Here is a 23,492-nt window from a genome sequence, read left to right on the forward strand (position 1 = left end):
GAAACCTGGATCCGCCGATAGACCCACCAACGTTCCCGGCCACCGCACTAGCTCTCGACGTACTCGACTTCGACGCCGCCGTCGACGAGGTGCCGGTCGGCGGCGAAACCGGTGAGCTTCAGCAACCGCGTCGCCTGGCGCCGCTTGGGGCGACCGAACGGCGTCGACATGGCCGGCACCGTGCCTCCGACTCTGCCCCCGACGGCCTCGGCCGCCTCGCGGGTGGCGCATCGCCAGGCCACGCGCAGCACGATCTCGGCCGGCTCGACTCCCAGCGCGTACGCGGCGGCCAGGTCCGCCTCGGCCGTCGGACCGTGGTGCGCGCCCGCGCCGAAGTACTCGACGCACCAGTCCTGGACCTCGACGCCGAGCCTGCGTGCCCGCTCCTGGACGACGCCGGCCACCAGCTGGGCCTTCTGCAAGGCGTCGGGCCACGAGTAGGTGTGCGTGAAGTCGAGGCCCCACCCCGCGGTCTCGCAGTACAGCCCTTTGTACGCCGGTGGCGCGGAGGTGCCGCGTGCGCCGGACACACGCACTCTGTCCGCACCGACCGGTTCCACGGACACGGCGGTGAAGTCGGCGGTCACGTCCGGGTTCAGGTAGCGGCTCGGATCGTGGACCTCGTACATGAGCTGCTCGCGGACGGTGTCGAAGGTGACCTGCCCGCCCGTGCCCGCCGGCTTCGTGATGACCGCCGAGCCGTCGGCCTCGACCTCGGCGATCGGGAATCCGGGACGGCTCGGGTCCGGGTCGGTCCACCAGTCACCGCTGTAGACCGAACCCGAGACCTGCGCACTGCATTCGAGCAGGTGCCCCACGGTGACGCCCGCCGCCACGCGGTCGGCGTCGCCGAGGTCCCACGCGAACTCGTGTACCAGCGGGGCCAGGAAGAGGCTGGCATCGGCCACCCGGCCGGTGATGACGATCTGTGCGCCCGAAGCCAGCGCGGCCACGATCGGGCGGGCGCCGAGGTAGCAGACGGCGAACTCGGTGTCGCCGGGGATGCCGAACACCGTGTGTCGCGAGGTCAGCTCGTCGCCGGTCACGGTGGCGATCTTCACGCCGTGCAGCCCTCGCTCCGCGAGGTGCTTCGTGACCGCGGCCGCCGCGGCCCGGGGGTTGAGTCCTCCCGCGTTGGTGAGGAAGCGCGTCCGACCCGACCGCAGGTAGGGCAGGGCGGCCTCCACATAGTCGACGATGTCGCGGGTGTAGCCGAGCGCCGGGTCGCGGCGGCGGTCCTTGGACAGCACCGCCAGCGTCGACTCGGCGAGGGCATCGCACACGAGGTAGTCGACGCCATCGGCCAGCAACGCCGGCAGCGGCTCGAGGCTGTCGCCGTACCCCGCCTGTCCACCCGCGATGCGAATCGTCACGTGACCCTCCGTTGTCGTCCCCGGGCGGAACCGCCATCCCGAGAGTACAGATGATGCCGACGTCAATGTCGACTCGTTGAAATCGGTCGGGTCGCGACTTAATATTGACGTCGATGTCAATCACTGACCGGCATCTCGCTGATGTGGCCGGATGGCACCGCCGACTCGTGGAGGACTAGCTGGAACCAACGTGAACCGGGGATGGACAGGGCGGCCCGGGTGGGCGTCGGCGGACCGAGGAGTCGCAGATGAAACGAGGGGGAAGTCCGCGGGGAAAGGCGGTAATCAGCGTGTCGGCGTCGCAGAAGAAGCGGCGTGACGTGGGGCCGACCACCTCCAAGGGTCGGGAGCGGCGCACCGACATCCTCCGCGCGGCACGGACCGTGTTCGAGGAACGCGGGTTCCTCGAAACCAGAGTCGCCGACATCGTCGCCCTGGCCGACGTCTCGCAGGGCACCTTCTACACGTACTTCGACTCGAAGGAAGCGGTCTTCGTCGAGGTCGCCGAGAGCGTCATCGAGACGATGCTGGACAACCTGCACACCGACTACGTCTCGGGCATGGGGTCGGTGGAACGGATTCGGCGCGCGATGGTGCGCTTCGTCGACGCGTACCGCCCGAACGCCGTGATGATCGGCCTGATCGAACAGGTCGGCACCTTCACGCCCGCGATGCGACAGCTTCGGCTGCGCCTGCGGGAGTCGTTCGTGGCGAGGTCGGCCCAGGGGATCCGTCGAATGCAGAAGGACGGGGTCGCCGACCCGAGCGTGAACGCGGTGATGATCGCCGAGGTTCTCGGGGCGATGGTCGACCAGACCTGCTATCTCTGGTTCTTCCTCGGCAAGGAGTTCGACGCGCCGGCGGTCGTGGAGGCGCTCACGACCGTATGGGCCCGAGGTGTCGGTGTCGTGGAGTCCTGAGCCGAAACCCGACCGTGCGCGCCTGGACCTGTGACATCATCGTCAGAACAGCCGGAGCCGATGTTCTGGCAGGCGGAGGATCCATACATGAGTCCACGCGGGGGCAGTCGCCCCAAGCGGCGGGCGGTCATCAGTGTCTCCGCGTCGCAGAGGGAGCGGCGCGGTGCGGGCCCGGTGACACCCAAGGGGCGCGAGCGGCGCTCGGAGATCCTGCGCGCGGCGCGGACGGTGTTCGAGGAGCGGGGTTTCCTGGACACCCGGGTGGCCGACATCGTCGCCGCCGCGGACGTCGCGCAGGGCACCTTCTACACGTACTTCGACTCGAAGGACGCGGTCTTCGTCGAGGTCGCCCAGCAGGTCATCGAGACGATGATGGACGACCTGCACGCCGAGTACGTGCCCGACATGGACCCGGTCGAGCGCGTTCGCCGTGCGATGGTGCGGTTCATCGACGCGTTCCGCCCCAACGCGGTGATGATCGGGCTCATCGAGCAGGTCGGCACCTTCACCCCGGAGATGCGGCGCCTCCGCCTCAGTCTCCGTGAGTCCTTTGTGGACCGTACGGCGCAGGGTATCCGGCGCCAGCAGGAGGAGGGTCTCGCCGACCGGTCGGCGGATCCGGAGATGTTCGCCGAGGTGCTCGGTGCGATGGTGGACCAGATCTGCTATCTCTGGTTCTTCCTCGGCAAGGAGTTCGACGCCGACGCGGTCGTGGAGGCACTGACCTCGGTCTGGGCGCGCGCCATCGGCATCAAGGGCGCCTGATCTATCCGGGCAACTCCGCGGCGACGTCCACGACGAGCGAGAAGAGCTGGGGGTCCGGGCGGCCGGAGACCACTGCTCCCTCCGCCACCACCAGCATGCCCGGGCGCGGACGCGATCGGAAGGGCGTGCCGGTGAACCGGACGCCCTGCTCGCGGAGTAGACCTGCGCCGAGTTGGGTGACGCTTCCGGTGCCGTCGACGTCGATAAGACGCTTGAGTTTCCCGACGTCGTTTCGCTGGCGCATTCTTACCCAGGAAACCGACACCACGAACGTGTTACCTGTCGGATCGGCCAGCGTGAACAGGGTCCGGTCCAGTGACTTGCAGGGATTGTGCCGGAAGAAGTCCTGTACCCGACCGTATGAGTTCACCACGCAGTTGATCGCCGGTTCGGCCGCTTGACGGGTCCTGCGCAGGTTCAGCCCGCGCCATGCGTCGTCGGCACGACCTTTCCGGGCCGCTTGGCGGCTCTGTGTCACCCTGGCGACCGAGACGTTCGCCGCGCCTACCGACTCGGTCGCCGCGCCTCCCGCTCCTGCGCCGACACCGCCGAGACCGCCGGCACCCAGCGCGATGGCCGCCCCGATGACCACGACACCCGAACCCCGCGGTACCCACTTGCCGTCCGGCCCTCTCGGTTGATCCGGCTTGCCCATCCGACCCCCAGTCTCGTGACCGGGCAATGGTATCCAGGCCAGAGATCGTTTCGGGAGAACCGGACGGGCATGTCCTTCATTTGTCCACCGTCATTTGTCCACCGTCGCGAATTCGTGTCGAATCATTGGCGGCGGTCCGCGGCCTCAGGCCTGCCGGACCGATTCGCCGCGCGCGGCCAGTTCGTCCACAGTGGACATGACTAGGGCGGGGTCGGTGCCGGGCGCTCGCACGCGGACGTCCACCTGGTCCACCCCGGCCGCCGCCAGCCGGGCCAGCTCGCCGGTGCCGGTCGCGTCGAAGCCCATGGTCAGGCTCAGCTCGCCGGATCCGCCGGCGGACCGGTACCGGGCGACCAGATCGGCCCACTCGCCGTCCGGGCCGCGCTCGGCGTGCAGGCCGAGCCCGAGCCGGGCGGCGGTCTCGGCGTCGGTGCCGTCCTTCGCGGTCAGCGACAGCGGCGGCCCGCCCGGCTGTACCGGACGCAGCGTCGGGCGCACCTCGTCGAACACGTAACCAGGCCCGGTCCCGCGCACGGTGTCGTCCGTCCACATGGAACGGAGCAGCCGCAGGCCTTCGGTGAACCGGTCGGCCGCGTGCGCCGGGTCGATGCCGTGGCCGGCGCACTCGGCCGGTGTGCCGATCGCCAGGCCGGCCCGGGACCGACCGCCCCAGGCGTGGTCGACCGTGGCGAGTTGCTCGGCCAGCTCGATCGGGTTGCGCACGCCCAGCGGTAGCCCGCGCACGGTGACCGCGAGCTGTCCGGCGGTCGCGGACAGGTACGCGCCGGTGGTCAGCGCCTGCGGGTTCCACCGCGGCGCGGTGCCCCATCCGTGCCGCAGGGTGACACCGTCCAGCCGGTCCCGCGCCGCGGCCAGCAGCGCCAGGTCGGCGGCCAGCGCGGCATCGGGGTCGACGCCGGTTCGATGGCCGTCGGAGAGCACCACCGCGATCCGCATACCGCCTCCTAAGTTCGCTTCGCTCCTCCGCTACTCGCCGGCTTCCCTCCTCCGTGCTCGGCGCTGGCGCGCCTGCGCGCGAGCGTCAGTCCAGACGGCGAACGCTCCGTCGCTCTCGCTCACGCCTCCTCAACGCAGCCGCTCGATGACCGCGCCGGTCAGCGCGATGCGTTCCATCACCTTGTCGTGCGGCATGCCCGGGTACTGCACCCGCAGCTTCATGTGGGTGATCCCGAACTCCTCGCCGTACCTGGCGATCTCCTCGGCGCACTCACCGGGATCGCCGAGGACGAACGTCTCCCTGGCCATCTCCTCGAAGTCGCCGGTCAGCTGCTTGTCCTTCTCCGACAGCGAGCCCTGCAGGCCGTGCTCGGCGTAGACCTCCCACTTGCGGATCATGCCGGCCCGGCCGTCCTCGATCGCCTGGGCTCTGGTCCGCCCGATGGAGAACTCCCTGGCGATCGGCACCTCGGCCGGTGCCGGTCGGCCGTGCTCGCGCCGGGTCCGCTCGTGCAGCTCGTGGTGGCGGCGCAGCGCCTCGCCGCCGAGGAACGGGCTCCAGAACGGGGCGTCGCCGACCGTGGCCGCGCGCCGGGTGGCCGGCTCGGAGTTGGTGGCGATCCAGACCGGCGGGTGCGGGTCCTGCACCGGCCGGACTCCCGGGCGCACCTCGTCGAGGTGGAAGAACCGGCCGTGGTGGGTGACCGTGTCCTCGGTCCACAGTCGACGCATCACCTCGAGCGCCTCGGTGAACCTGGCCGCGCGGTGGCGCAGGCTGGTCTCGAACATGTCGAACTCGACCGGCCGGTAGCCGAGCCCGCAGCCGAACCGGAACCGGCCCCCGCTGAGCACGTCGAGCGTGGCCACCTGCTCGGCCACCTCCAGCGGGTTGGCCAGCGGCACCAGCACCACCGAGGACACCACGGTCAGGTCGGGCGCGGCCGCGGTCAGCCGGGCCAGCCACGGGTAGATGTTGAAGTACTGGAACGGATGCACCGCGAAGTGCGTGCCGACGGAGAAGAAGCCGAAGCCGTGGTCGGCGGCGGCGGTGACCTGATCGATGTGCTCGCGCCACTGGGTAGCGAGGTCCGTTCCGGTGAGTACCACCGGGCCAAGGTGAAAGCCGACTTCCACGTGGCCTCCGCAGCTCGAAAGGACCCTGCATCTATGATATATCGCACGCGCATGTCATACCAGGGCCGCCCGCTTGACTTGCCGGCCCGACCGGCGTCTGTGATCGTGCGCCCATGACCGAGGTGACGTACCGCCTGTCCCCGCACCAGACGCTCACGGTGCGAAGATCCAGTGCCGACACCGGGGGTGAGCTGCTCGAGGTGGAGGCGACGTGGTCGGGTGGTGGTGCGTTGCCGCCCGCGCACTTCCACCCCGCCCAGGACGAGCACTTCGAGGTGGTCGATGGCGGGCTTCGGGTGCTCGTCGATGGTGCCGAACGGCTGCTGGAGGCCGGCGACGTGCTGGACGTCCCGCAGGGGACGGTCCACGCCATGACCGGTGCGCAGGACGGGGCGCGGGCGATCTGGCGGACCCGTCCGGCAATGCGCACCGAGGAGTTCTTCGCCGCCATGGACGAGGCCCAGCGCCGCGGCGGCTCGCTGCTCGACTTGGTCCCGGTCGTTCGCGCGCACCGTGCCGAGTTCCGCCTCACCACACCGCCGCGGTGGCTGCAGCGTCCGTTGTTCGCGGTCCTCGGCGTGGCCGGCAAGCTGGTTCGCCGCTGACCGGGTGACCGCCCCGACGCCTACCGGCCGGCCGGCTGGGTGAGGTGGTCGACGGAGCCGGTCTGGCTGAGGTCGTAGCCGCCGAGTGCGGTGATCGCGGCGTGCACGTCTGGGTCGTGCACCGCCTCGACGAGCGGGGTCGCGGCGTCGAGCGCCTCCTCGGCCAGGACGAGGTCGTAGTCCTCCCACGCCACGGGCAGGAAGTCCAGGTCGAGGTCCGCGGCTGCGGCACGCACCGCGAGCCCGACGTCCGCGGCGCCGACCGCGACCGCGAGTGCGACCTCCAGGTGGGAGCCGAACTCGGGACCGGTCACCTCGTCGGGCTTCAAGCCGACCGCGGTGAGGGCGTGGTCCAGCAGCACCCGCGTGCCGGTCCCCGGGCCGCGCTTGGCGACCCGGAGGCCGCGCACCTGCCGCAGGTCCGTGATCCGGCGTGGATTGCCGGCCGGCAACAGCAGACCCTGCTCGCGCCGCCACAGGTGAACCAGGAGCGGGTGCCTACCGCGCAGCACCGCCCTCGCGAACGGCGCGTTGTAGATCCCCGTGTGGTGGCGCAGGTGCGCGGTCGCGCCGTCGGCGACGTTCGAGGCCACGGCGGCGAGACCGTGCAGGCTGCCCCGTGCGGGCACCACCGAGACCCGGTCGCCGAGGCGGCGCAACACGAGACTCATCGCCGGATCGTCACTGCCGGCGAGCCGGAACACCGACGTGCCGCCGAGCATGCGCCGGGCAGCGGCCGGCCCGTCCGGGCTCACCCGTGCCCGGCGGCGCGGCTCCAGACCGATCACTCCGCGTTCGGCGAGGTGCCGGTAGGCGCGGCTCGCGGTGGCCGCCGTGGTGGCCCGGGCGGTGGCGAGGTCGCGGACGCTCGGCAGCTCGGTCCCGGGCGGGAGCTCGCCGTCGAGGACCGCGGTGGCGAGCTCCGAGCTGAGATCCAGATAGCGGGTCATGGGTTGTCCCTCGGCGTCCAGGGCCGGTTAATCTTGTGTCGCACTGTGATGCTACAGAAGGAGTCAGCGATGCGTGTGGCGCTCTCGGCTGTTCTGTTGTCGCTCATGTCGCTCACGGCGTGCGCTGGGACGGACCACGCCGCCGCGCCTTCGGCCGAGAAGTCGTTGATACTCGCCACCACCACGAGCACCCAGGACTCGGGTCTGCTCGACGAGTTGCTGCCGGACTTCACCGCCGACACCGGCTGGCGGGTCAAACCGCTGGCCGTGGGCAGCGGACAGGCCATCGAACTGGGCCGGCGCGGCGAGGCCGACGTGCTGCTCGTGCACTCCCCGGAGGCCGAGCTGGAGTTCGTCGCGGAGGGCACCGCGGGGGGCCGTCGTCTGGTCATGCACAACGACTTCGTGCTCGTCGGGCCGCCGGACGACCCGGCCGGGATCCGTGGCGTACCGGTCGCCGAGGCGATGCGGCGGATCGCCACCGCGGAATCAGGTTTCGTCTCACGCGGCGACGAGTCCGGAACCCACGCCCGGGAAACACAGCTGTGGGAAGAGATCACCCCGTCCGGACGCTGGTACCGCTCCACCGGCCAGGGCATGGGGGCCACGTTGCGCGTGGCGAGCGAGACGTCGGCCCACACCTTGACCGATCGGGCCACCTACCTATCCCAGAGAGCGAACCTCATGCTCGAGGTACTGAACGAGGGGGACAAGGCCCTGCTCAACGTCTACCACGTCATCGAGATGACCAAGCGTGCCGGCGACCGGGTCCAGCCGGACGGTGCGAAGGCGTTCGCCGACTGGATCGTCGGTCCGCGGGCACAGCGGATGATCGGCGAGTTCGGCACCGAGGAACCCCTGTTCGTGCCGGACGCGGGCAAGGACGAATCGACGCTGGGGAACTGACGACGTGGACGTGCTCGGCGACGGCCTGCTCGAGGCGTTGCGGCTGCTGCTGACCGGGGACGAGGACACCTGGGCGATCACGGGGCTCACCCTGCGGGTCTCGCTCGGCGCGACGCTGGTCGCCTTCCTGCTCGGTGTCCCGGTGGGGACGGTGCTCGCCCTCGGCCGTTTCCGAGGGCGACGAGTGCTGCTCGCGGTCGCGAACACCGGCATGGGTCTGCCGCCGGTCGTGGTCGGGTTGTTCGTCACCGTGCTGCTGTGGCGCGCCGGCCCGTTCGGCGCACTCGACCTGCTGTACACCCCGACCGCGATGGTGGTCGCACAGGCCGCGATCGCCACACCGATCGTGATCGCGCTGACGGCCACGGCCCTGCAGCAGGTCGACCCGGACTTCCTGCTGCAGATGCGCGCGCTGGGTGCCACGAGGTCGCGCGCGCTCGGCGCGCTGCTGGTGGAGGCGAAGCTGCCGCTGCTGGCCGCGGGCATGGCGGGGTTCGGCGCCGTGGTCAGCGAGGTCGGGGCCGCGCAGATGGTCGGCGGCAACCTCGCCGGCGAGACCCGGGTGCTCACCACCGCCGCGGTGCTCGCCACCAGCCGTGGCCAGTTCGCGCTGGCCATCGCGTTCGGCCTGGTCCTGCTGGTCATCGCGTTCGCGGTCAACCTCGCGATCACGATCGCCCAACACCGTCAGACGGTGGCCACGTGAGCATCGGGTGCCGCGACCTGACGGTCACCGCGAGTGGGCGAGAGCTCATCGCCGTACCGCGGCTGGACATCGCGACAGGCGAGACCCTCGCGGTCCTCGGTCCCAACGGCTCGGGGAAGTCGACGCTGCTGCGCGCGCTCGCGCACCTCGGCACCGCGGCACGGTCCGGCAACGTCCTGCTCGACGGCCAAGTCGCCACCACCGCCGAGCTCCGCGGCGCGGTCGCCGCGGTGCTGCAACGTCCCGTGCTGCAACGCACGAGCGTGCTCGACAACGCCGCGGCCGGCCTCCGCCTGCGCGGCGTGCGGCGCGGCGCGGCCCGCCGGCGAGCCGAGCCCTGGCTCGACGCGCTCGGCGTCGCACACCTGGCCACCCGCAACGCCCGGACACTGTCCGGGGGCGAAGCCCAGCGCGTGGCCATCGCGCGGGCCCTCGCCGTCGCACCACGGGTGTTGCTGCTCGACGAGCCGTTCACCGGTCTCGACGCCACCACGCGCACCGACATGCTCGCCGACCTCCGCGCCGCGCTGGACAAGCAGAACGCCGCCGTCCTGCTCGTCACGCACGACCGCGAGGAGGCACGCGCACTCGCACGACGCACGGCCCTGCTCGTGAACGGTGAGATCCGGCAGGTCGGCACCACCGCGGACGTCCTCGACGCACCCGCCGACCTCGAGTGCGCAAGCCTGCTGGGCTTCACCACACAACTGCCGCCCGCACTCACCGGCCAGGAGGTGACGCTGGTCGCCCGACCGGAACGCTGCGGCCCTCTCGCCGACTCCACACCGCCCGCACCCGACGCGGTGGTAGTCGGCGGCGTCATTCGCCGGGCCGTACCACTCGGCGGCGCGATCCGCCTCGACGTGGACACCGCCACCGGGCCCGTCACAGCGGTGACCACCGCGGATGCCACGTTCACTCCCGGCGGCGCGATCCGTATCGCGATAGCCCACGAGCATCTCCGCGAATGCGCGCGACGACCCGTGCACGACTCGTCTTGCCACGGATGACGGTGCGTTGTCCATGTTCGGCGAGGTGTTCTCGGTGATCTGTGTAGCGGGGCGGCGTGGCCCGTCGGACCCGCGGGCGGCGCGGCGTGCCGGTCAGCCGGTCGGCACACCGAGTGCGGTGTGGACGCCTCGGCGTCGAAGCGGCAGCTGTACGACGTGGCCCGGAAGCTGGACATCCGGGGCCGCTCGTCCATGACCGAGCAGGAGCTCGTGGACTCCATCGAGAAGGCCGACACCCGCCGGGCCGCCCAAGCCAGAAGGTGATCAGCCGGCCCAGGCGAGGAGCGGTTGCCGGCGTTCCGGGTGGCGCGGTGCCGCCAGCGCCTCCTTTTCCGCCGGCGGATCCGTTCGCGGGCGCGGCCGAGCCGGAGCTGGAGATCGCGTCCGGTCCGTCCCAGCTTCGCGACCTCGGCCACCAGATGGGCCGGGAGGCGGACGGTTCGGGCGTAGTTGGCGAGTCCACGCTCGATGGCCTGGCGGATCCACCAGACGGCGGAGAACTTGAATCCCTTGGTGTGGTCGACCTTCTCCACCACGCCACCGCCGATTCCGTCCGTGCGGTTTTGGTGGGTCCACCCGGGGTACGCCAGGCTCCGCGCGCCAGGAGGTCACCGATGTGCCTGCGCGCACACGAGGTCGCCTGTCAGGAGGATGAAGCATGAAGTCTGGACCACTTGTCGCGGCGGGGGTCGGGGTCGGGTACTTACTCGGCCGCTCCCGCAAGATGCGGTTGGCGTTGATGGCAGCGGCGGCGGCAACGGGTGTGGTCGGGTCGCCGCGGGAGCTGATGCAACGCGGACTCAAGAAGCTCGGCTCGTCACCCGAGCTGGGCAAGCTCACCGATGTGGCGCGAGGGCAGCTCCTCGACGCGGCCAGGACGGCGGCCATGACGGCGGCGAGCAGTCGCATCGACGCGCTGAACGAACGGCTACAGCCCACGGCGACGGCGGGCAAGCCCGACCGAGACACCGACGGAGACACCGGCCGAGACACCGAAAGAGACACCGAAAGAGACACCGAAGCGGCGGGGGCGGCGGCCGAAGAGTCCGAACAGGACCGAGAAGAGCCCAAGCGCCCGCGCCGCCGCGCGGCGAGCGCGACCACCCGGCACCGGGCCCGCGCGGAGGCGTCCGACAGCGAGCCCCGCCGGTCCACCACGCGCAGCCGCACCAATCGCGCCCCGGTGCGGCGGGCTCGGTGATCACGATGGCCACCGAGACGCTCAAGAAGAAGGCCAAGAACGCCGCCCCGCGGGTGGACCGGTCGCCGTTGACGGGCTCGCTGCGCTCACTGGCGGAAACGGTCACCACCCGCGCGGCGACCTCGTTGACGGACAAGATCACGTCGACGGCCGGCCGGCTGACCGAGTACAGCAACGGCGGAGGAGGCGCCGGCCTGCTGAGCGCGGTCACCGGCACCGAGCCGGGAGCGCGTCGCAAAGCCGTTGCCGGCGCGGTGAAGGGCGCGCTCACCGGCGTGACGGGGGCGGCCAAGGACAAGATCAGCAGCGCGTTGACCGGCGGCGACGGCAAGCTGAAGGTGACCAACATCGTCGAGCAGATCGACGTGGGTGTGCCGGTGGACCTGGCCTACGACCAGTGGACCCGGTTCACCGACTTCCCCGGCTTCATGAAGAAGGTCGAGCACGTCGAGCAGGTCGCCGACGAGAAGCTGCGGTGGCAGGCCCAGATCCTCTGGTCGCACCGCACCTGGGAGTCCACGATCATCGACCAGGTGCCCGGCGAGCGGATCGTGTGGCGCTCCGAGGCCGAGAAGGGGCATGCCGACGGCACCGTCACCTTCCACGAGCTGGCCCCGGACCTCACCCGCATCATGCTCGTCATCGAGTACCACCCCAAGGGATTCTTCGAGCAGACAGGCAACCTGTGGCGTGCGCAGGGGCGCCGGGTTCGCCTCGAGCTCAAGCACTTCCAGCGGCACGTGATGACACACAGCGTGCTGCATCCCGACGAGATCGAGGGCTGGGGCGGGGAGATCCACGACGGCGAGGTCGTGGACCAGGCCGAGGCCGAGGCCGAGGGCGAGGGCGACCAGGCCGAGGACGAAGAAGACCAGGCCGAAGGCGAAGCAGAGGAACCGGCCGAGGAGGACGAAGCCGACGAGGAGGCACCCCGGCAGGGGCGCCGCCGCCGGCAGAGAGTGAGGGCCAACTCATGACCACAGCCGTACAGCCCGCCGGCGGCGGCGGAGGCGGGGTCGAGCGCCCCAGCCCCAGCGGCCTCGCCGACGTGATCGACACGATCCTGGACAAGGGCCTCGTCATCGACGCCTACGTGCGGGTGTCGCTCGTCGGCATCGAGTTGCTGACGATCGACGCGCGTGTCGTCGTGGCGAGTGTGGACACCTACCTGCGCTTCGCCGAGGCCGTGAACCGGCTGGACATCTCCGACACCGAGCAGAAGGGACTGCCGGACCTGCTCGAGGACGTGCAGCAGGACGGCGCCAAGTCGAAGACGAAGGGCGCGCTCGACGCGGCCGGGGACAAGCTGCGCGACGCTCTCGGCGAGGACTCGGGCGAGAGAGCCGGGCGTCGCGGGAAGGGTGAGTGAGATGGCCGAGTCCGACCGGGAAATCTACGTCTACGGCATCGTTCCCGCCGATGTGGAGACCGAACCGGATGCCCGCGGCGTCGGCGAACCGCCCGGCAAGGTGAGCACGGTCAAGCGTGGCGACGTCGCCGCACTCGTCAGTCCTGTTGCGACGGACAGGGCACTCGGGCGCCCCGAGGACGTCGCGGCCCACGCAGCCCTGTTGGACGGTGCCGCGGCGGAGGCGCCGGTGCTGCCGGTCAAGTTCGGTGCGGTGCTGACGAACACGGACCAGGTGGCCGAGGAGCTACTCGCCGCCCACCACGACGAGTTCGCCGACGCACTGCGCGAGCTGGAGGGCAAGGCGGAGTACGTCGTCAAGGGCCGCTACCGGCAGGAGGCGATCCTGCGCGAGATCCTCGCGGAGAACGACGAGCTCGGCCGGCTGCGCGACGAGCTGCGGGGCAGGCCCGACGACGCCACCCGCAACGAGCGGATCGCGCTCGGGGAGGGCATCAACAATGCGATCGACGCCAAGCGGGAGGCGGACACCGAGACGACGGCGGCGGCACTGCGCGAGCTCGGTCTCACGGTGACCGTGCGGGAGCCGACGCACGAGGAGGACGCGGTGCACCTCGCGTGCCTGGCGGAGACGGCGAAGCAGGCCGACCTCGAGGAGGCGGTCGGTCGCCTGGCGCAGGAGTGGGACGACCGGGTCAGCCTCCGGCTGCTCGGGCCGCTCGCGCCGTACGACTTCGTCGTCAGCAAGGCCACGGGGTAGCCGATGGGTGTCCTGTCCGTTCTGCTGGGCCTGCCGCTCGCGCCGGTCCGCGTGGTCATCAAGGTCGGGGAGCTGATTCAGCAGCAGGTCGAGGAGGAGCTGTACCACCCCGCGTCGGCCAGACGCGACCTGGAACAGATCGAGGACGAGCGCAGGCGCGGCGAGTTGTCCGGTGACGAGGAGGCTCGACTGCAGCAGCAGGTGCTCGACCGGATGACCGAAGAAGCGGACGAGAAGGAGAGGTGATCGTCGTGGCCGCCACGGACTCCAAGAGCCAGCAGGATCGCGACGACGGTGCGAGATCATCCGCGGCGCGCATCGCGTCCCACGCGCGGGAGCAGATCGGCGCGCTCACCGCGAAGAGCGTCGAGGGCGTGGCGGCCGTCGAACCGGTCGACAACGGCTGGCTGGTCCAGGTCGAGGTGCTGGAGGACCAGCGGATCCCATCCTCGTCCGACATGCTCGCGCTCTATGAGGTCGAGATCGACGACGACGGCGACCTGCTCGCCTACCGCAGGACGAAGCGTTACCCGCGCGGGCGGGCCGACCTGGGGACGGAGTGAGATGAGCACACCAGGACAGCCCACGACCGTGCCGCGGAGCACCGGCCTGGGCGCGGCCGGCAATCATCAGCCCGCCAACCTCGGCGACATCCTGGAGCGCGTACTGGACAAGGGTCTGGTCATCGCCGGTGACATCAGGGTCAACCTGCTGGACATCGAGTTGCTCACGATCAAGCTCCGGCTCGTCATCGCCTCGCTGGAGACGGCGAAGGAGGTCGGCATCGACTGGTGGGAGCACGATCCGTGGCTGGCCGGTGATCACCGGCTCAAGGTCGAGAACGAGGAGCTGCGCGCCCGCGTCGCCGAGCTCGAGGGCCGCGAACCCGAGAAGTCCGAGATCGAGGCCGGCGACCATGACTGAGCACGGAACGTGGGTCTATGCCGTCGCCCGCGGACTCGACCCCGGCCTGCTCGCCGAGCTGACCGGTGTCGCGGACGAGACGGTGCGACCCATCGGCGAGGGCGGGCTGACCGCGGTGGCCGGGTCGGTGCCGCTCGCGACGTTCGGCGAAGCGGCGTTGCGCCGCAACCTCGAGGATCTCGACTGGTTGGCTGGTGTCGCACGAGCCCACGACGCGGTCGTGACGGCCCTGGCACGCTCCGGACCGGCGGCGCCGTTCCGGCTCGCCACGGTCTACTTCGACGACGCGCGGGTCAGCTCCCTCCTGCGCGACCAGGCGCACGGACTCCACGAGGCGCTCGACAGGATCACCGGCCGCTCGGAGTGGGGTGTCAAGGCCGTGCTGGACGTCAGCCGCCTGCCCGAGCACACGCCGGCCGGTGCCGGGCCCGAGCCGAGCGGCGCGGGTGCCGCGTACCTGCGCCGCAAGCGCGAACAGCGCACGGCCCGCGAGCTGGTCGAGCGGCTCGCGGTCGAGTGGGCCGAGGAGATCCACACGGCGCTGGCCGCGCTCGCCGTGGACGCCCGGCATCACCGCCCCCAGAGTTCGGCACTGGCCGGGACCAGTTCCCCGATGATCCTCAACGCCGCGTACCTCGTCGACGACGGCGCGGCGGACGAGTTCGCGCGCGCGGTGCACGGCCAGGGCGAACGTCGCGAGAAGGAGGTCACACTCGAGCTCACGGGCCCGTGGCCGGCCTACTCCTTCGCCTCGATCGGAGGCACGCGATGACCGAACCCGTGCCCGCCCCCGAGCGCCGCATCGCCCTGGTCGACCTGCTCGACCGCGTGCTCGCCGGTGGCGTCGTGATCAGCGGCGAGCTCACCCTGTCCATCGCCGACGTGGACCTGGTCCACATCTCCCTGCGCACGCTGCTGTCCTCGATCAGTGCCTTGGAGCCACCACGATGACGAACCGTCCGGGCCAACACCGCATCAACGCCGATCCCGACACGACCGAGCAAAGCCTCGTGGGGCTGGTGCTCACCGTCGTGGAGCTGCTGCGACAGTTGATGGAGCGGCAGGCGATCCGCCGGGTCGACCACGGCGATCTCGACGACGAGCAGATCGAGAAGATCGGCCTGACGTTGCTGGGGCTGGAGGAACGCATGGACGAGCTCTGCGACCACTTCGACCTCCGGCGCGAGGATCTCAACCTCGATCTCGGCCCGCTAGGCACGCTCCTGCCACCCGAATAGCGGGACCGTCCGGACCGTGTCCGATCGCTCACCGCCGAGCAGCTCCAGCAGCTGCCCGACCACGAGCGTGCACACGCGACCGGACGCCGGTGGTCGAGGTCCTGACCTCCCGCCTCGAGCAGCTTGCCGGAGGTCCGAACCGGCTCCGGTCAGCAGGGCGGCGAGATGTCGACGATCGAGCTGCCCGCGATGAGGTCGAGCGTACGACCGGTGTCCGGATGCCTGACACCGATCCACGTGCTGTCCGTGGTCGGGTCGACGGCGACCGGACCGACCACCTTGGCGATGCGTAATCGGTGTCGGCCCGCGGCGTGCTCTCCGCAGACGTAGGTGACCATCGCTCCGCGGGAGGGCGCCCGTGTCGCGGGCTCGTCGTCGTGCGACACGGTGCTCACCGCTCTGCACGCGGTTCGGGCGCCGTCGGGACGTGCGGGCGCGGGTTCAGCCCGAGCATGTCCAGCAACCGCCGGCAGTCGTTGACGTCCTTGGCCGCCGACGCCACGGCGCGGACGGCACGTACCTGCTGTTCGAGAGGCGCGTCGACTTCCGTGGACCGCTGGAGAGACTTCTCCTCGACTGTCATCGTCGGCCTCACCTCCGCGTGTCGGTGGTCCCATCGATTACCCGACACCCGTGCGGTCAAACGCCAGTGCGGCACGGTTTTTCTGGGTGTACCCCGTCGAGCACGCCCACCGCGCGCGCACCCCTCGTCCTATTAGGACAGGTCGGCGGGGTCGGGCCGTCGGCGGCGAGCCGGACGTTGTCGAGCACGCTCCACATCGGACATGCTGTTCCGGAAAGGGGTGGCCTGGCTGTGGTCCTGGAAGCCGAAATCGACGGCGAGCTGTCCGGCTCGTGGCGGTAGCGTGGCGTGGCGTTCCTCATCGGAACGGCTGTCGTCGCCGGTCGGTACGAACGGGTCGTGCGGGTCACGGTCGGCGAGGCGTGTGCCCGGTGGCCGGATTTCGCCGAGGCCGCGGACGGCGCGGCCGTGTGCGGCTGCGTGGCGACGCCGCTAGACGGCGGGTTGGCGGCGCGCGGACCGCCGTACCCACGGCCAGGTCATCAGCGCCCAGACGCCGAGTACGAGCGCGATCTCGGGCACGAGGTACCACGGCCACGGACCCAGCACGTCGAGGATCGAGTCGATCTCGGGTTTGCGGTTGAGGAAGCCGTAGTTGGCCCCGGTGAGCGAGTTGACGATCATCGCGACGGCGGCCCAGCCGACGGTGACGGCGATGGTCGTTCGGTAGTCACGCCATCCGGGGCGCATGCCGAGGCCCCACGTCAGGTAGATCGCCGTCCAGATCACGAACAGGTGCAGGCTCCAGAACACCAGGAAGTCCCGCCCGGGAAAGTCGGGCCCGGTCAGGACCGGGGAGAACAGCGCCTGCGCGCTCAGCACCAGACCCCAGTAGTAGGTCAGCGCGAAGGCCCAGTGCCGATGCGACCACAGTGCATAGACCGCCGACAGGGCCACGAGGTCGGACAACTGCAGCGGCAGCGAGTGGTCGACGCCGAACCGCGACTGCGTGTTGGAGTAGACCACCATGCCCACCTGCACGACGAGCATCGCCACGGCGACGATCCGCCCGGCGAGGCGGGCCCGCGCGGAGCGCCCGTACCGGCGACCCGCGATGACCAGCCCCGCCGCGGTCGCCGCGAACACGAGCAGGACCAACAGGTGGGACGGGCCGTATGCGGTGAACTCACCTTCCGCCGCAAGCGCCACGACCACTCAGGTTAGTCGGGGTCAGCCGCCGAGCCCGACGTCGAGCACGGTCTTGAGTGCGGCCAGCCGCTCCTGCCAGAACGCCTTCGTCCGCTGTGCCGTCTCGGGATCGGCTAGTCGTTCGTGCTCCACGGCGAGCTGGCTCTTGGCATCGCCCTTGGCCTCGAACGTGACGCTGACCCGGGTGCCGTCCGCCCAGTCGAAGCGGGCCGAGCGGGGTGGCCGGGAGGTGCGTTCGCGCAGCACGACGCCGGGCAGCCAGCGTTCGCGCTCCTCGGGATCCACGACGGCCCGGTAGAGGCGTTCGACCGGGACCCCGACCGTCTTGCTGGTGCCGACGGTGAAGGTGCCACCGGGCCGTACACCGGGTGGGCGCAGCCCCCGCGCCTGCTCGTACTCGACGATCAGCTTCTGCGCCCACCAGTCGCTCAGGCCGTGCTCGCCCTGGAGCCAGTCGGCGATCGCCCGGAACGGACGTCCGGGCGCGCCCCACCGGTCGAGCAGGGCGAACCACTCGTCGTGGTCCCGGCCGGTCGCTCGTCGCAGTCCCGAACGCGTGCGGTCCCGCATGGTGTTCTCCTCTCCGTCGGGACGGGTCTCGTGACGGAGGTAGAGGCCGCGGCTCCGGTCTCGACATCCCGGTGAAAGGAATGTCGAATCGGGTGGGCCGAGTCCCGCCGGCAGCCGCGGTGCCAGCGCATACGCCCCCGATGCCCACTGCTAGCTTTGGGCTGAGCAGGTGAGCGGAGTACAGCGTACGGAGGGTTTGTGGCCGAGGCGGAACTGAGCTGGGTCCAGCGCGCGGCCGACGTGGCGATCGAGCACGCCCGGCGGTCGGGCGGGGGCACGATCGTGTGCGAGTCGGGCGTCTCGCCGTCCGGACCCATCCACCTGGGCAACCTGCGCGAGGTGATGACGGTCCACTTCGTGGCCGAGGAGATCAGGTCGCGCGGTCTCGACGCGGTTCACCTGCACTCGTGGGACGACTACGACCGGTTCCGGAAGGTTCCCGCCGGGCTCGACGAGAGCCTTGCCGAGCACGTCGGCCGGCCGCTGGCGGCGGTGCCCGATCCGTACGGGGAACGGGACTCCTACGCAGCGCACTTCATCGCCGAGTTCACCGACGCGCTGGCCCGGATGGGCGTGCGGATGCGCGAGGTGCGGCAGTCCGACCAGTACCCGCGGGGGACGTACAACGCGGCGATCCGCCATGCCATGGACCGCCGTGGCGACGTGTTCGACATCCTGTCGCGGTTCCAGACCGAGGGCCGCCACGACCAGTCGGTCGGGGAGCGGCGGGCGGCGTACTACCCGTTCAAGCCGTACTGCGAGGCGTGCGGGAAGGACTTCACGACGGTCACCGGCTACGACGGTCTCGCCCTGGCCTATCGCTGCCGGTGCGGCCACGCGGGCGAGCTGACGCTCGCCGACGGCGCGCGGATCTCCGGCAAGCTGGTGTGGAAGGTGGACTGGCCGATGCGCTGGGTCCACGAGAGCGTCGACTTCGAACCGGCCGGCGAGGACCATCACGCGCCGACCAGCAGCATCGCGTCGGGCAGCGTGGTGATCCGGGAGATCTTCGGCGGCACGGCGCCGTACTCGTTCCCGTACACGTTCGTGGGTCTCGCGGGTGGGTCGAGCAAGATGTCCAGCTCGACCGGCGGGGCGGCGATTCCCGCGACCGCGCTGGACGTGCTGGAGCCGGCCATGCTGCGCTGGCTGTACGTGCGGCGCACGCCGTCGCAGTCGTTCACCATCGACCTGTCGCCGCGTGCGGTGCAGCGGCTCTATGACGAGTGGGACCGGTTCGGCGAGCGGGTCGAGGCGCCGGACGCGTCCCGGGCCGACGTGCACCTGCGCGAGGTGTGCCTGCGCACGTCGGCGGGCGCGGTCGACCACAGCCGCCGTCCGGTGTCGTTCCGGTTGCTGTCCTCCGCCGCCGACATCACCCAGGCGAACACCGAGCAGATCGACCGGCTGGTTCGCCAGCACCTGCCCGACCTGCCCGGCCACGACACGCTGATCAAGGAGCTGGAGCCCCGGCTGACGTGCGCGATCAACTACGCGACCCGGCTGCTGCCGCCGCAGGAGCGGACCATGATCCGCACGGAGTTCCACGACGAGGCGTGGCGGGAGCTGGACGACCGGACCCGTGACGGGGTGCGCATGCTCGACGAGCGCATCGACGACGCCTGGACCCTGGAAGGCCTGACCCGCTTGGTGTACGGCGTGCCGAAGCTCCTGCGCGGCCTGCCCGAGGACGCTCCGCCGAGCCCCGAGCTGAAGAAGGCGCAGCGGGTGTTCTTCGCCGCCCTGTACCGGTTGCTGTGCTCCTCGGACACCGGTCCGCGGTTGCCCACACTGCTCCTGTCGATCGGTCAGGAGCGCGCCCACCACCTGCTGGCCGGGCCGGCCGAGCGGTAGCGGGGCGGCTACATGAAGCGGCCGCCGGTGACCTCCGCGACCGTGCCGGTCATGTAGGAGGACATCGCGGACGCGTAGAACAGCGCGACCGAGGCCACCTCCCTCGGCTCGCCGACGCGGCGCATGGGTACCTGGGCCACCTTCTCGTCCCAGATCCGCTCTGGCAGCGCCTCGGTCATCGCCGAGCGGATCAGGCCCGGCTGGATGGCGTTCACGCGGACGCCGTGGTGCGCCAGCTCCTTCGCGGCGGCCTTCGTCAGGCCGACGATCCCCGCCTTGGCCGCCGAGTAGTTGGTCTGGCCCACCATGCCGACCTTTCCCGACAGCGAGGAGATGTTCACGATCGAGCCGGCCCGCTGCTCGCGCATGATCGCCGCGGCGTGCCGGGTCCCGTGCCAGCAGCCCTTCAGGTGCACGCCGATCACCTGGTCGAACTGCTCCTCGGTCATCGTCCGCATGGTGGCGTCCCGGGTGATGCCGGCGTTGTTGACCAGAATGTCGAGGGAGCCGAACGCGTCGACCGCGCCCCGCAGCAGTGCCTGCACCTCCGCCGACTCGGTGACGTCGCACCGCGTGGCCAGCGCCACCGACGGATCGCCGAGCTGCTTCGCGGCGGACTCCGCGCGGTCCTCGTCGACGTCGCCTAGCACCACCCGTGCGCCCTCGGCGACGAACGCCTCGGCGATCGCCAGGCCGATCCCGCGCGCGCCGCCGGTGATCACCGCGACCTTCCGTTCGAGTAGTGCCATGTCGGTCCTCTCCTCGGTGTCGGGTCAGCGCCCGACCGCGTAGCCCTGCATGCCGCGGGGGTTGGCCGCCGCGTGGCACAGGTCCCCGTCCCGGGCCACCGCGCACAGCCGTCCGAGAGCCCACTCGCCCGCCCGCACCACCCGGTGGCCGCGCCGTTCCAGATCGTGGATCACCTCGCCGCCGATGCGGTCCTCGACGACGACCACGCCCGGATGCGCCTCGTGCGGGTAGAAGGAGCTGGGGAAGTGGGTGGTGTGGAAGGCCGGCGCGTCGACGGCCTCCTGCAGGTTGGCACCACCGACCAGACGCCGTAGCAGGAAACCCAGCTGCCACTGGTCCTGTTGATCCCCGCCGGGCGAGCCGAACGCGAGCACCGGCCGGCCGTCGCGCAGCACGAGGGTGGGGGAGAGGGTCGTGCGGGGGCGCTTGCCCGGCGCGAGGGTGTTGGGAACCCCAGGATCCAGCCATGCCATCTGCAGGCGGGTGCCGAGCCCGAAGCCGAGCTCCGGGATGACCGGCGAGGAGTGCAGCCAACCGCCGCTGGGCATCGCCGACACCATGTTGCCCCACCGGTCGACGACGTCGACGTGGACCGTGTCGGTCCGTGCCTCGCCGTCGGCCCGCGGTCCGGCCTCGAGCACCGCGGCCGCGAGGGCGTTCGGCTCCCCGACGCTGCCGTCCCGAACGGCCTGCCGGTCGAACGCGGGCAGTCGCGGCTGCCGGCCGTCGGGCGACCCCGGCCGCGGCGCCTCGGCGGCCCGCTCGCCGACGAGGTCTCGCCGGGCGTCGTTGTAGTCCTTCGACAGCAACGTCTCCAGCGGCACGTTCGCCGTGTCGCCGTACCACGCCTCCCGGTCGGCGAACGCGAGCTTCGCGCACTCCACGACCTGGTGGACGTATGCCGCGGTGCCCGGCACCAGGTCGACGTCGTCGAGCAGCGCCAGCTGCTGGAGCAGCACCGGCCCCTGGCTCCACGCGGACGGCTTGCACACCTCGTAGCCGCGGAACGAGTAGCGGGCGGGTGCCTCGTAGGTCGGCCGCCAGCCGGCCAGGTCGGCACCGGTCAGCAGGCCCGGGTGGTCCGCGCCGCTGGAGTCCCGCCACGGTGTGCGCTGGAACTTCTCGACCGCCTCGGCGACGAAACCCTCCCGCCACGCCAGGAGCGCGGCGTCGATGGCCTGCTCCCGGGTGCGGCCGCCGGTCTGCCGGCCGGCGTGGGTGATTCGGCGGTAGGTCGCGGCCAGCGCCCGGTTGCGGAAGAGGCTGCCGGGCCGCGGCGGCGTCCCGCCGGGGAGGTAGAGCGCCGCCGAGGTGTGCCAGTGGTCGCGGAAGAGCCGCTCGACCCTGCCGACGAACTCGCACACCTGCGCGGCCAGCGGGTAGCCGCCCTCGGCGTAGCCGACCGTGTGCTCGAGCGCCGCGGAGACGGAGATCGTTCCGTGGTCACGCAGCAGGGTCAGCCAGCCCGGCGTCGCGCCCGGGATCGTCGCGGCAAGTGGACCCGAGCCGGGGATCATGTCCAGCCCGAGGTCGGTGAACGTGTCGACCGTCGCGGCTTGCGGTGCGCAGCCCTGCGCGCACAGCACGACGGGACGCGGATCGTCCGCCCGGGCGAAGATCGCCACCAGGTCGCCGCCCGGACCGTTCTGGTGCGGTTGGACGACCTGCAGGGTGAAGCCGGCCGCGACGGCGGCGTCGAAGGCGTTGCCACCGCGTTCCAGCACGCTCATGCCCACCGTCGCCGGGATCCAGTGCGTCGAGGACACCATTCCGAACGTGCCGGCCAGCTCCGGACGAGTGGTGAAGGTCATCGGGCCGGCCGCTGGTCGAAGCGGCGGTCGAAGATCGACGCGGCGATTCGGTTCCGCAGCATCTCCACCGAGCCGCCGGCGATCATCCAGCCGCGTATCCGGCGCAGGAGGTACTCCATCGGATACCCGGTGGAGTAACCGGAGGCGCCGAACACCTGCAGCGCCTGGTTCGCCACCTCGAACGCGGCCTCGTTGGTGAAGCACTTGGCGATCGACGCCTCGGTCGGGTCCGGCACGCCGGACTCCGCGCCGTGCACCGCCCGGTAGACGAGCAGGCGCGCCGCGTCGAGTTTCATTCTCATGTCGGCGAACCGCCACTGCAGGCCCTGGAACTCGCACAGTGGGCGACCGAACTGCCGCCGGACCTTCGCGTGCTCGGCCGCGGCGTCGAAAGCCGCCTGGGCAAGGGAAAGCGCCCGGGTGGCGTTGCCGATCCGCTCCACGCCGAAGGTCGTGAGCATTCTGCCCAGCGCGTTCGAGTCGAGCAGGACGTAGTCGCGCGGCACCCGGCAGTCCTCGAAGTACAGGGCGCAGTAGTGCTCGCCGGACATGTAGGTCTCCGTCGGCCCCCTGGAGAACCCGGGAGCGTCCGCCGGCACCACGACGCAGCCGATGTCCTTGCTACGCGGGCCGAAGCGGGCCCACACCACGGAGTGCGTGATCTCGGGCGCGTGCGAGCCCCACATCTTGTGGCCGTTGAGCACCACCTCGTCACCGCGGTACTCGGCCGTCGTACGCAGGTCGGTGACCGCCGAGCCGGCCTCCGACTCGCTCATGCCCGCGCTGACCAGTCCCTCTCCGGCGAGCAGCAGAGGCAGGATCTCCCGCTTGACCCGCTCACCGCCGAAGCTCGAGAGCATCCGGATCGCGCCGAAGTTCGTGGCCTGCATGGCATCGCCGGAATGCGGGCAGATCTGGCCGATCGCCTCCATCACCAGAACGGCGTCGATGAGCGAACCACCCTGGCCACCATCGGCGGCCGGGATGGTGATGCCGGTGAAACCAGCCCTGGCGAGTGCCCGCGCGTTCTCCCACGCAAAGCCGTCCCAGGTGAACGCCTTCGGTGCGAACTTCTCCCGAGCGAGCCGGCGTGCGGTGTCCACCAGTGCTTTCTGCTCGGGACTCAGGCGGAATTCCACGCGGGGCTCCATTCTGCGAAAGTCGGCGGGCACTAGAGGTGTGTGGCGAGTCCGTGGGTGAGGGCTTGGGTGTAGGCGTGGTGGGCGATGGCGATGTCGTGGGAGCCGATGCCTTCGCTGCGGAGGAGGATGGTTTCGTGTGGGTTGGTGCGGCCGGGTGTGT

General features: G+C 70.9%; 30 protein-coding genes and 1 pseudogene. 18 read left to right on the forward strand and 13 right to left on the reverse strand.

The genetic code is table 11. The features are described 5' to 3' along the window. Positions 1-47: 47 nt before the first annotated feature. Positions 48-1,373 carry an acyclic terpene utilization AtuA family protein gene (locus ACRDTB_RS09015; RefSeq protein WP_431429564.1) on the reverse strand — a complete coding sequence of 442 codons (1,326 nt, stop codon included), beginning with the start codon at positions 1,371-1,373 and terminating at the stop codon, positions 48-50. 248 nt (positions 1,374-1,621) lie between these two features. Between ACRDTB_RS09015 and ACRDTB_RS09020 the strand changes: the two genes are divergently transcribed. Further along, entirely contained in the window at positions 1,622-2,293 is a 672-nt protein-coding gene (locus ACRDTB_RS09020; protein WP_431429565.1) for a TetR/AcrR family transcriptional regulator, read from the forward strand. An 87-nt stretch (positions 2,294-2,380) separates the two neighbouring features. Next, positions 2,381-3,058 carry a TetR/AcrR family transcriptional regulator gene (locus ACRDTB_RS09025; protein WP_431429566.1) on the forward strand — a complete coding sequence of 226 codons (678 nt, stop codon included), beginning with the start codon at positions 2,381-2,383 and terminating at the stop codon, positions 3,056-3,058. Position 3,059: 1 nt separating this feature from the next. On the opposite strand, the gene ACRDTB_RS09030 is transcribed toward ACRDTB_RS09025, so the two are convergent. The 3 genes from ACRDTB_RS09030 to ACRDTB_RS09040 form a co-directional block, all read right to left on the reverse strand. Continuing rightward, positions 3,060-3,650 carry a hypothetical protein gene (locus ACRDTB_RS09030; RefSeq protein ID WP_431429567.1) on the reverse strand — a complete coding sequence of 197 codons (591 nt, stop codon included), beginning with the start codon at positions 3,648-3,650 and terminating at the stop codon, positions 3,060-3,062. Between the two features lie 207 nt (positions 3,651-3,857). Next, positions 3,858-4,670, reverse strand: a complete 813-nt coding sequence (locus ACRDTB_RS09035; protein ID WP_431429568.1) for an LLM class flavin-dependent oxidoreductase — start codon at positions 4,668-4,670, stop codon at positions 3,858-3,860. A 129-nt stretch (positions 4,671-4,799) separates the two neighbouring features. Next, a complete protein-coding gene (locus tag ACRDTB_RS09040) occupies positions 4,800-5,777 on the reverse strand; it encodes an LLM class flavin-dependent oxidoreductase (RefSeq protein ID WP_431429569.1) in 978 nt (325 codons plus the stop codon). A gap of 140 nt (positions 5,778-5,917) precedes the next feature. Here ACRDTB_RS09040 and ACRDTB_RS09045 point away from each other — a divergent pair, with 140 nt between their 5' ends. Continuing rightward, positions 5,918-6,409, forward strand: coding sequence for a cupin domain-containing protein (locus ACRDTB_RS09045; protein WP_431429570.1), 492 nt, complete (start codon positions 5,918-5,920; stop codon positions 6,407-6,409). Between the two features lie 20 nt (positions 6,410-6,429). On the opposite strand, the gene ACRDTB_RS09050 is transcribed toward ACRDTB_RS09045, so the two are convergent. Further along, the gene (locus ACRDTB_RS09050; RefSeq protein ID WP_431429571.1) at positions 6,430-7,359 is read right to left on the reverse strand and encodes a substrate-binding domain-containing protein; all 930 of its coding nucleotides are present in this window, start codon (positions 7,357-7,359) and stop codon (positions 6,430-6,432) included. A 69-nt stretch (positions 7,360-7,428) separates the two neighbouring features. On the opposite strand from ACRDTB_RS09050, the gene ACRDTB_RS09055 reads away from it, so the two are divergent. The 4 genes from ACRDTB_RS09055 (at position 7,429) to ACRDTB_RS09070 (ending at position 10,245) form a co-directional block, all read left to right on the forward strand. Then, on the forward strand, positions 7,429-8,265 hold the full coding sequence (locus ACRDTB_RS09055) for a substrate-binding domain-containing protein (protein WP_431429572.1): 837 nt from the start codon (positions 7,429-7,431) through the stop codon (positions 8,263-8,265). A 4-nt stretch (positions 8,266-8,269) separates the two neighbouring features. Next, positions 8,270-8,971 (forward strand): ABC transporter permease, encoded by a 702-nt coding sequence (locus tag ACRDTB_RS09060; protein WP_431429573.1) that lies wholly within the window; start codon positions 8,270-8,272, stop codon positions 8,969-8,971. Then, positions 8,968-9,981 (forward strand): ABC transporter ATP-binding protein, encoded by a 1,014-nt coding sequence (locus ACRDTB_RS09065; RefSeq protein ID WP_431429574.1) that lies wholly within the window; start codon positions 8,968-8,970, stop codon positions 9,979-9,981. The genes ACRDTB_RS09060 and ACRDTB_RS09065 overlap by 4 nt, the downstream gene beginning before the upstream one ends. Positions 9,982-10,101: 120 nt before the next feature. Further along, positions 10,102-10,245: a Rho termination factor N-terminal domain-containing protein gene (locus tag ACRDTB_RS09070; RefSeq protein WP_431429575.1), complete on the forward strand. Its 144-nt coding sequence runs from the start codon at positions 10,102-10,104 to the stop codon at positions 10,243-10,245. A gap of 92 nt (positions 10,246-10,337) precedes the next feature. On the opposite strand, the pseudogene ACRDTB_RS09075 reads toward ACRDTB_RS09070, so the two are convergent. Then, positions 10,338-10,514 (reverse strand): annotated as a pseudogene (locus ACRDTB_RS09075) (RNA polymerase subunit sigma); the annotation flags it as partial. 125 nt (positions 10,515-10,639) lie between these two features. On the opposite strand from ACRDTB_RS09075, the gene ACRDTB_RS09080 reads away from it, so the two are divergent. The 10 genes from ACRDTB_RS09080 to ACRDTB_RS09125 are packed head-to-tail and all read left to right on the forward strand — an operon-like array spanning position 10,640 to position 15,473. Next, positions 10,640-11,182, forward strand: coding sequence for a hypothetical protein (locus ACRDTB_RS09080; protein WP_431429576.1), 543 nt, complete (start codon positions 10,640-10,642; stop codon positions 11,180-11,182). 5 nt (positions 11,183-11,187) lie between these two features. Continuing rightward, positions 11,188-12,159 carry an SRPBCC family protein gene (locus ACRDTB_RS09085; RefSeq protein ID WP_431429577.1) on the forward strand — a complete coding sequence of 324 codons (972 nt, stop codon included), beginning with the start codon at positions 11,188-11,190 and terminating at the stop codon, positions 12,157-12,159. Further along, positions 12,156-12,551, forward strand: a complete 396-nt coding sequence (gene gvpJ / locus ACRDTB_RS09090; protein ID WP_431429578.1) for a gas vesicle protein GvpJ — start codon at positions 12,156-12,158, stop codon at positions 12,549-12,551. The genes ACRDTB_RS09085 and gvpJ overlap by 4 nt, the downstream gene beginning before the upstream one ends. A gap of 1 nt (position 12,552) precedes the next feature. Further along, entirely contained in the window at positions 12,553-13,311 is a 759-nt protein-coding gene (locus tag ACRDTB_RS09095) for a GvpL/GvpF family gas vesicle protein (RefSeq protein WP_431429579.1), read from the forward strand. A gap of 3 nt (positions 13,312-13,314) precedes the next feature. Beyond that, positions 13,315-13,557, forward strand: a complete 243-nt coding sequence (locus tag ACRDTB_RS09100; protein ID WP_431429580.1) for a gas vesicle protein GvpG — start codon at positions 13,315-13,317, stop codon at positions 13,555-13,557. Positions 13,558-13,562: 5 nt separating this feature from the next. Further along, the gene (locus ACRDTB_RS09105) at positions 13,563-13,874 is read left to right on the forward strand and encodes a gas vesicle protein (RefSeq protein ID WP_431429581.1); all 312 of its coding nucleotides are present in this window, start codon (positions 13,563-13,565) and stop codon (positions 13,872-13,874) included. Between the two features lies 1 nt (position 13,875). Beyond that, on the forward strand, positions 13,876-14,235 hold the full coding sequence (locus ACRDTB_RS09110) for a gas vesicle protein (RefSeq protein ID WP_431429582.1): 360 nt from the start codon (positions 13,876-13,878) through the stop codon (positions 14,233-14,235). After that, a complete protein-coding gene (locus tag ACRDTB_RS09115) occupies positions 14,228-15,007 on the forward strand; it encodes a GvpL/GvpF family gas vesicle protein (protein ID WP_431429583.1) in 780 nt (259 codons plus the stop codon). The genes ACRDTB_RS09110 and ACRDTB_RS09115 overlap by 8 nt, the downstream gene beginning before the upstream one ends. Then, positions 15,004-15,186: a gas vesicle protein gene (locus ACRDTB_RS09120; RefSeq protein ID WP_431429584.1), complete on the forward strand. Its 183-nt coding sequence runs from the start codon at positions 15,004-15,006 to the stop codon at positions 15,184-15,186. The genes ACRDTB_RS09115 and ACRDTB_RS09120 overlap by 4 nt, the downstream gene beginning before the upstream one ends. Next, positions 15,183-15,473, forward strand: coding sequence for a gas vesicle protein K (locus tag ACRDTB_RS09125; RefSeq protein ID WP_431429585.1), 291 nt, complete (start codon positions 15,183-15,185; stop codon positions 15,471-15,473). The genes ACRDTB_RS09120 and ACRDTB_RS09125 overlap by 4 nt, the downstream gene beginning before the upstream one ends. 149 nt (positions 15,474-15,622) lie before the next feature. Here the strand turns inward: ACRDTB_RS09125 and ACRDTB_RS09130 are convergent, their stop codons facing one another. The 4 genes from ACRDTB_RS09130 to ACRDTB_RS09145 all read right to left on the reverse strand — a co-directional run bounded on the left by ACRDTB_RS09130 (position 15,623) and on the right by ACRDTB_RS09145 (position 17,775). After that, on the reverse strand, positions 15,623-15,859 hold the full coding sequence (locus tag ACRDTB_RS09130; protein ID WP_431429586.1) for a hypothetical protein: 237 nt from the start codon (positions 15,857-15,859) through the stop codon (positions 15,623-15,625). Between the two features lie 5 nt (positions 15,860-15,864). Next, positions 15,865-16,056, reverse strand: a complete 192-nt coding sequence (locus tag ACRDTB_RS09135; protein ID WP_431429587.1) for a hypothetical protein — start codon at positions 16,054-16,056, stop codon at positions 15,865-15,867. A gap of 432 nt (positions 16,057-16,488) precedes the next feature. Further along, complete coding sequence (locus tag ACRDTB_RS09140; protein ID WP_431429588.1) at positions 16,489-17,205, reverse strand: TIGR02206 family membrane protein; 717 nt, start codon at positions 17,203-17,205, stop codon at positions 16,489-16,491. A gap of 21 nt (positions 17,206-17,226) precedes the next feature. Then, the gene (locus ACRDTB_RS09145; RefSeq protein WP_431429589.1) at positions 17,227-17,775 is read right to left on the reverse strand and encodes a DUF4287 domain-containing protein; all 549 of its coding nucleotides are present in this window, start codon (positions 17,773-17,775) and stop codon (positions 17,227-17,229) included. Positions 17,776-17,973: 198 nt separating this feature from the next. On the opposite strand from ACRDTB_RS09145, the gene lysS reads away from it, so the two are divergent. Beyond that, positions 17,974-19,629, forward strand: a complete 1,656-nt coding sequence (gene lysS / locus ACRDTB_RS09150; protein WP_431429590.1) for a lysine--tRNA ligase — start codon at positions 17,974-17,976, stop codon at positions 19,627-19,629. Between the two features lie 8 nt (positions 19,630-19,637). On the opposite strand, the gene fabG is transcribed toward lysS, so the two are convergent. The 3 genes from fabG to ACRDTB_RS09165 are packed head-to-tail and all read right to left on the reverse strand — an operon-like array spanning position 19,638 to position 23,329. Next, complete coding sequence (fabG, locus tag ACRDTB_RS09155; protein WP_431429591.1) at positions 19,638-20,378, reverse strand: 3-oxoacyl-ACP reductase FabG; 741 nt, start codon at positions 20,376-20,378, stop codon at positions 19,638-19,640. Between the two features lie 24 nt (positions 20,379-20,402). Beyond that, positions 20,403-22,190: a gamma-glutamyltransferase family protein gene (locus tag ACRDTB_RS09160; RefSeq protein ID WP_431429592.1), complete on the reverse strand. Its 1,788-nt coding sequence runs from the start codon at positions 22,188-22,190 to the stop codon at positions 20,403-20,405. After that, positions 22,187-23,329, reverse strand: a complete 1,143-nt coding sequence (locus tag ACRDTB_RS09165) for an acyl-CoA dehydrogenase family protein (RefSeq protein ID WP_431429593.1) — start codon at positions 23,327-23,329, stop codon at positions 22,187-22,189. The genes ACRDTB_RS09160 and ACRDTB_RS09165 overlap by 4 nt, the downstream gene beginning before the upstream one ends. Positions 23,330-23,492: the final 163 nt, after the last annotated feature.

It is taken from the genome of Actinophytocola sp., from assembly GCF_050699935.1.
Classification (GTDB): Bacteria; Actinomycetota; Actinomycetes; order Mycobacteriales; family Pseudonocardiaceae; genus Actinophytocola.

Coding starts and splice junctions, on each gene's coding strand:
- ACRDTB_RS09020 (WP_431429565.1), top strand. CDS start 1,622: ATGAAACGAGGGGGAAGTCCGCGGGGAAAGGCGGTAATCAGCGTGTCG.
- ACRDTB_RS09025 (WP_431429566.1), top strand. CDS start 2,381: ATGAGTCCACGCGGGGGCAGTCGCCCCAAGCGGCGGGCGGTCATCAGT.
- ACRDTB_RS09035 (WP_431429568.1), bottom strand. CDS start 4,670: ATGCGGATCGCGGTGGTGCTCTCCGACGGCCATCGAACCGGCGTCGAC.
- ACRDTB_RS09045 (WP_431429570.1), top strand. CDS start 5,918: ATGACCGAGGTGACGTACCGCCTGTCCCCGCACCAGACGCTCACGGTG.
- ACRDTB_RS09050 (WP_431429571.1), bottom strand. CDS start 7,359: ATGACCCGCTATCTGGATCTCAGCTCGGAGCTCGCCACCGCGGTCCTC.
- ACRDTB_RS09055 (WP_431429572.1), top strand. CDS start 7,429: ATGCGTGTGGCGCTCTCGGCTGTTCTGTTGTCGCTCATGTCGCTCACG.
- ACRDTB_RS09080 (WP_431429576.1), top strand. CDS start 10,640: ATGAAGTCTGGACCACTTGTCGCGGCGGGGGTCGGGGTCGGGTACTTA.
- ACRDTB_RS09085 (WP_431429577.1), top strand. CDS start 11,188: ATGGCCACCGAGACGCTCAAGAAGAAGGCCAAGAACGCCGCCCCGCGG.
- gvpJ (WP_431429578.1), top strand. CDS start 12,156: ATGACCACAGCCGTACAGCCCGCCGGCGGCGGCGGAGGCGGGGTCGAG.
- ACRDTB_RS09095 (WP_431429579.1), top strand. CDS start 12,553: ATGGCCGAGTCCGACCGGGAAATCTACGTCTACGGCATCGTTCCCGCC.
- ACRDTB_RS09100 (WP_431429580.1), top strand. CDS start 13,315: ATGGGTGTCCTGTCCGTTCTGCTGGGCCTGCCGCTCGCGCCGGTCCGC.
- ACRDTB_RS09110 (WP_431429582.1), top strand. CDS start 13,876: ATGAGCACACCAGGACAGCCCACGACCGTGCCGCGGAGCACCGGCCTG.
- ACRDTB_RS09115 (WP_431429583.1), top strand. CDS start 14,228: ATGACTGAGCACGGAACGTGGGTCTATGCCGTCGCCCGCGGACTCGAC.
- ACRDTB_RS09120 (WP_431429584.1), top strand. CDS start 15,004: ATGACCGAACCCGTGCCCGCCCCCGAGCGCCGCATCGCCCTGGTCGAC.
- ACRDTB_RS09125 (WP_431429585.1), top strand. CDS start 15,183: ATGACGAACCGTCCGGGCCAACACCGCATCAACGCCGATCCCGACACG.
- ACRDTB_RS09135 (WP_431429587.1), bottom strand. CDS start 16,056: ATGACAGTCGAGGAGAAGTCTCTCCAGCGGTCCACGGAAGTCGACGCG.
- ACRDTB_RS09145 (WP_431429589.1), bottom strand. CDS start 17,775: ATGCGGGACCGCACGCGTTCGGGACTGCGACGAGCGACCGGCCGGGAC.
- fabG (WP_431429591.1), bottom strand. CDS start 20,378: ATGGCACTACTCGAACGGAAGGTCGCGGTGATCACCGGCGGCGCGCGC.
- ACRDTB_RS09160 (WP_431429592.1), bottom strand. CDS start 22,190: ATGACCTTCACCACTCGTCCGGAGCTGGCCGGCACGTTCGGAATGGTG.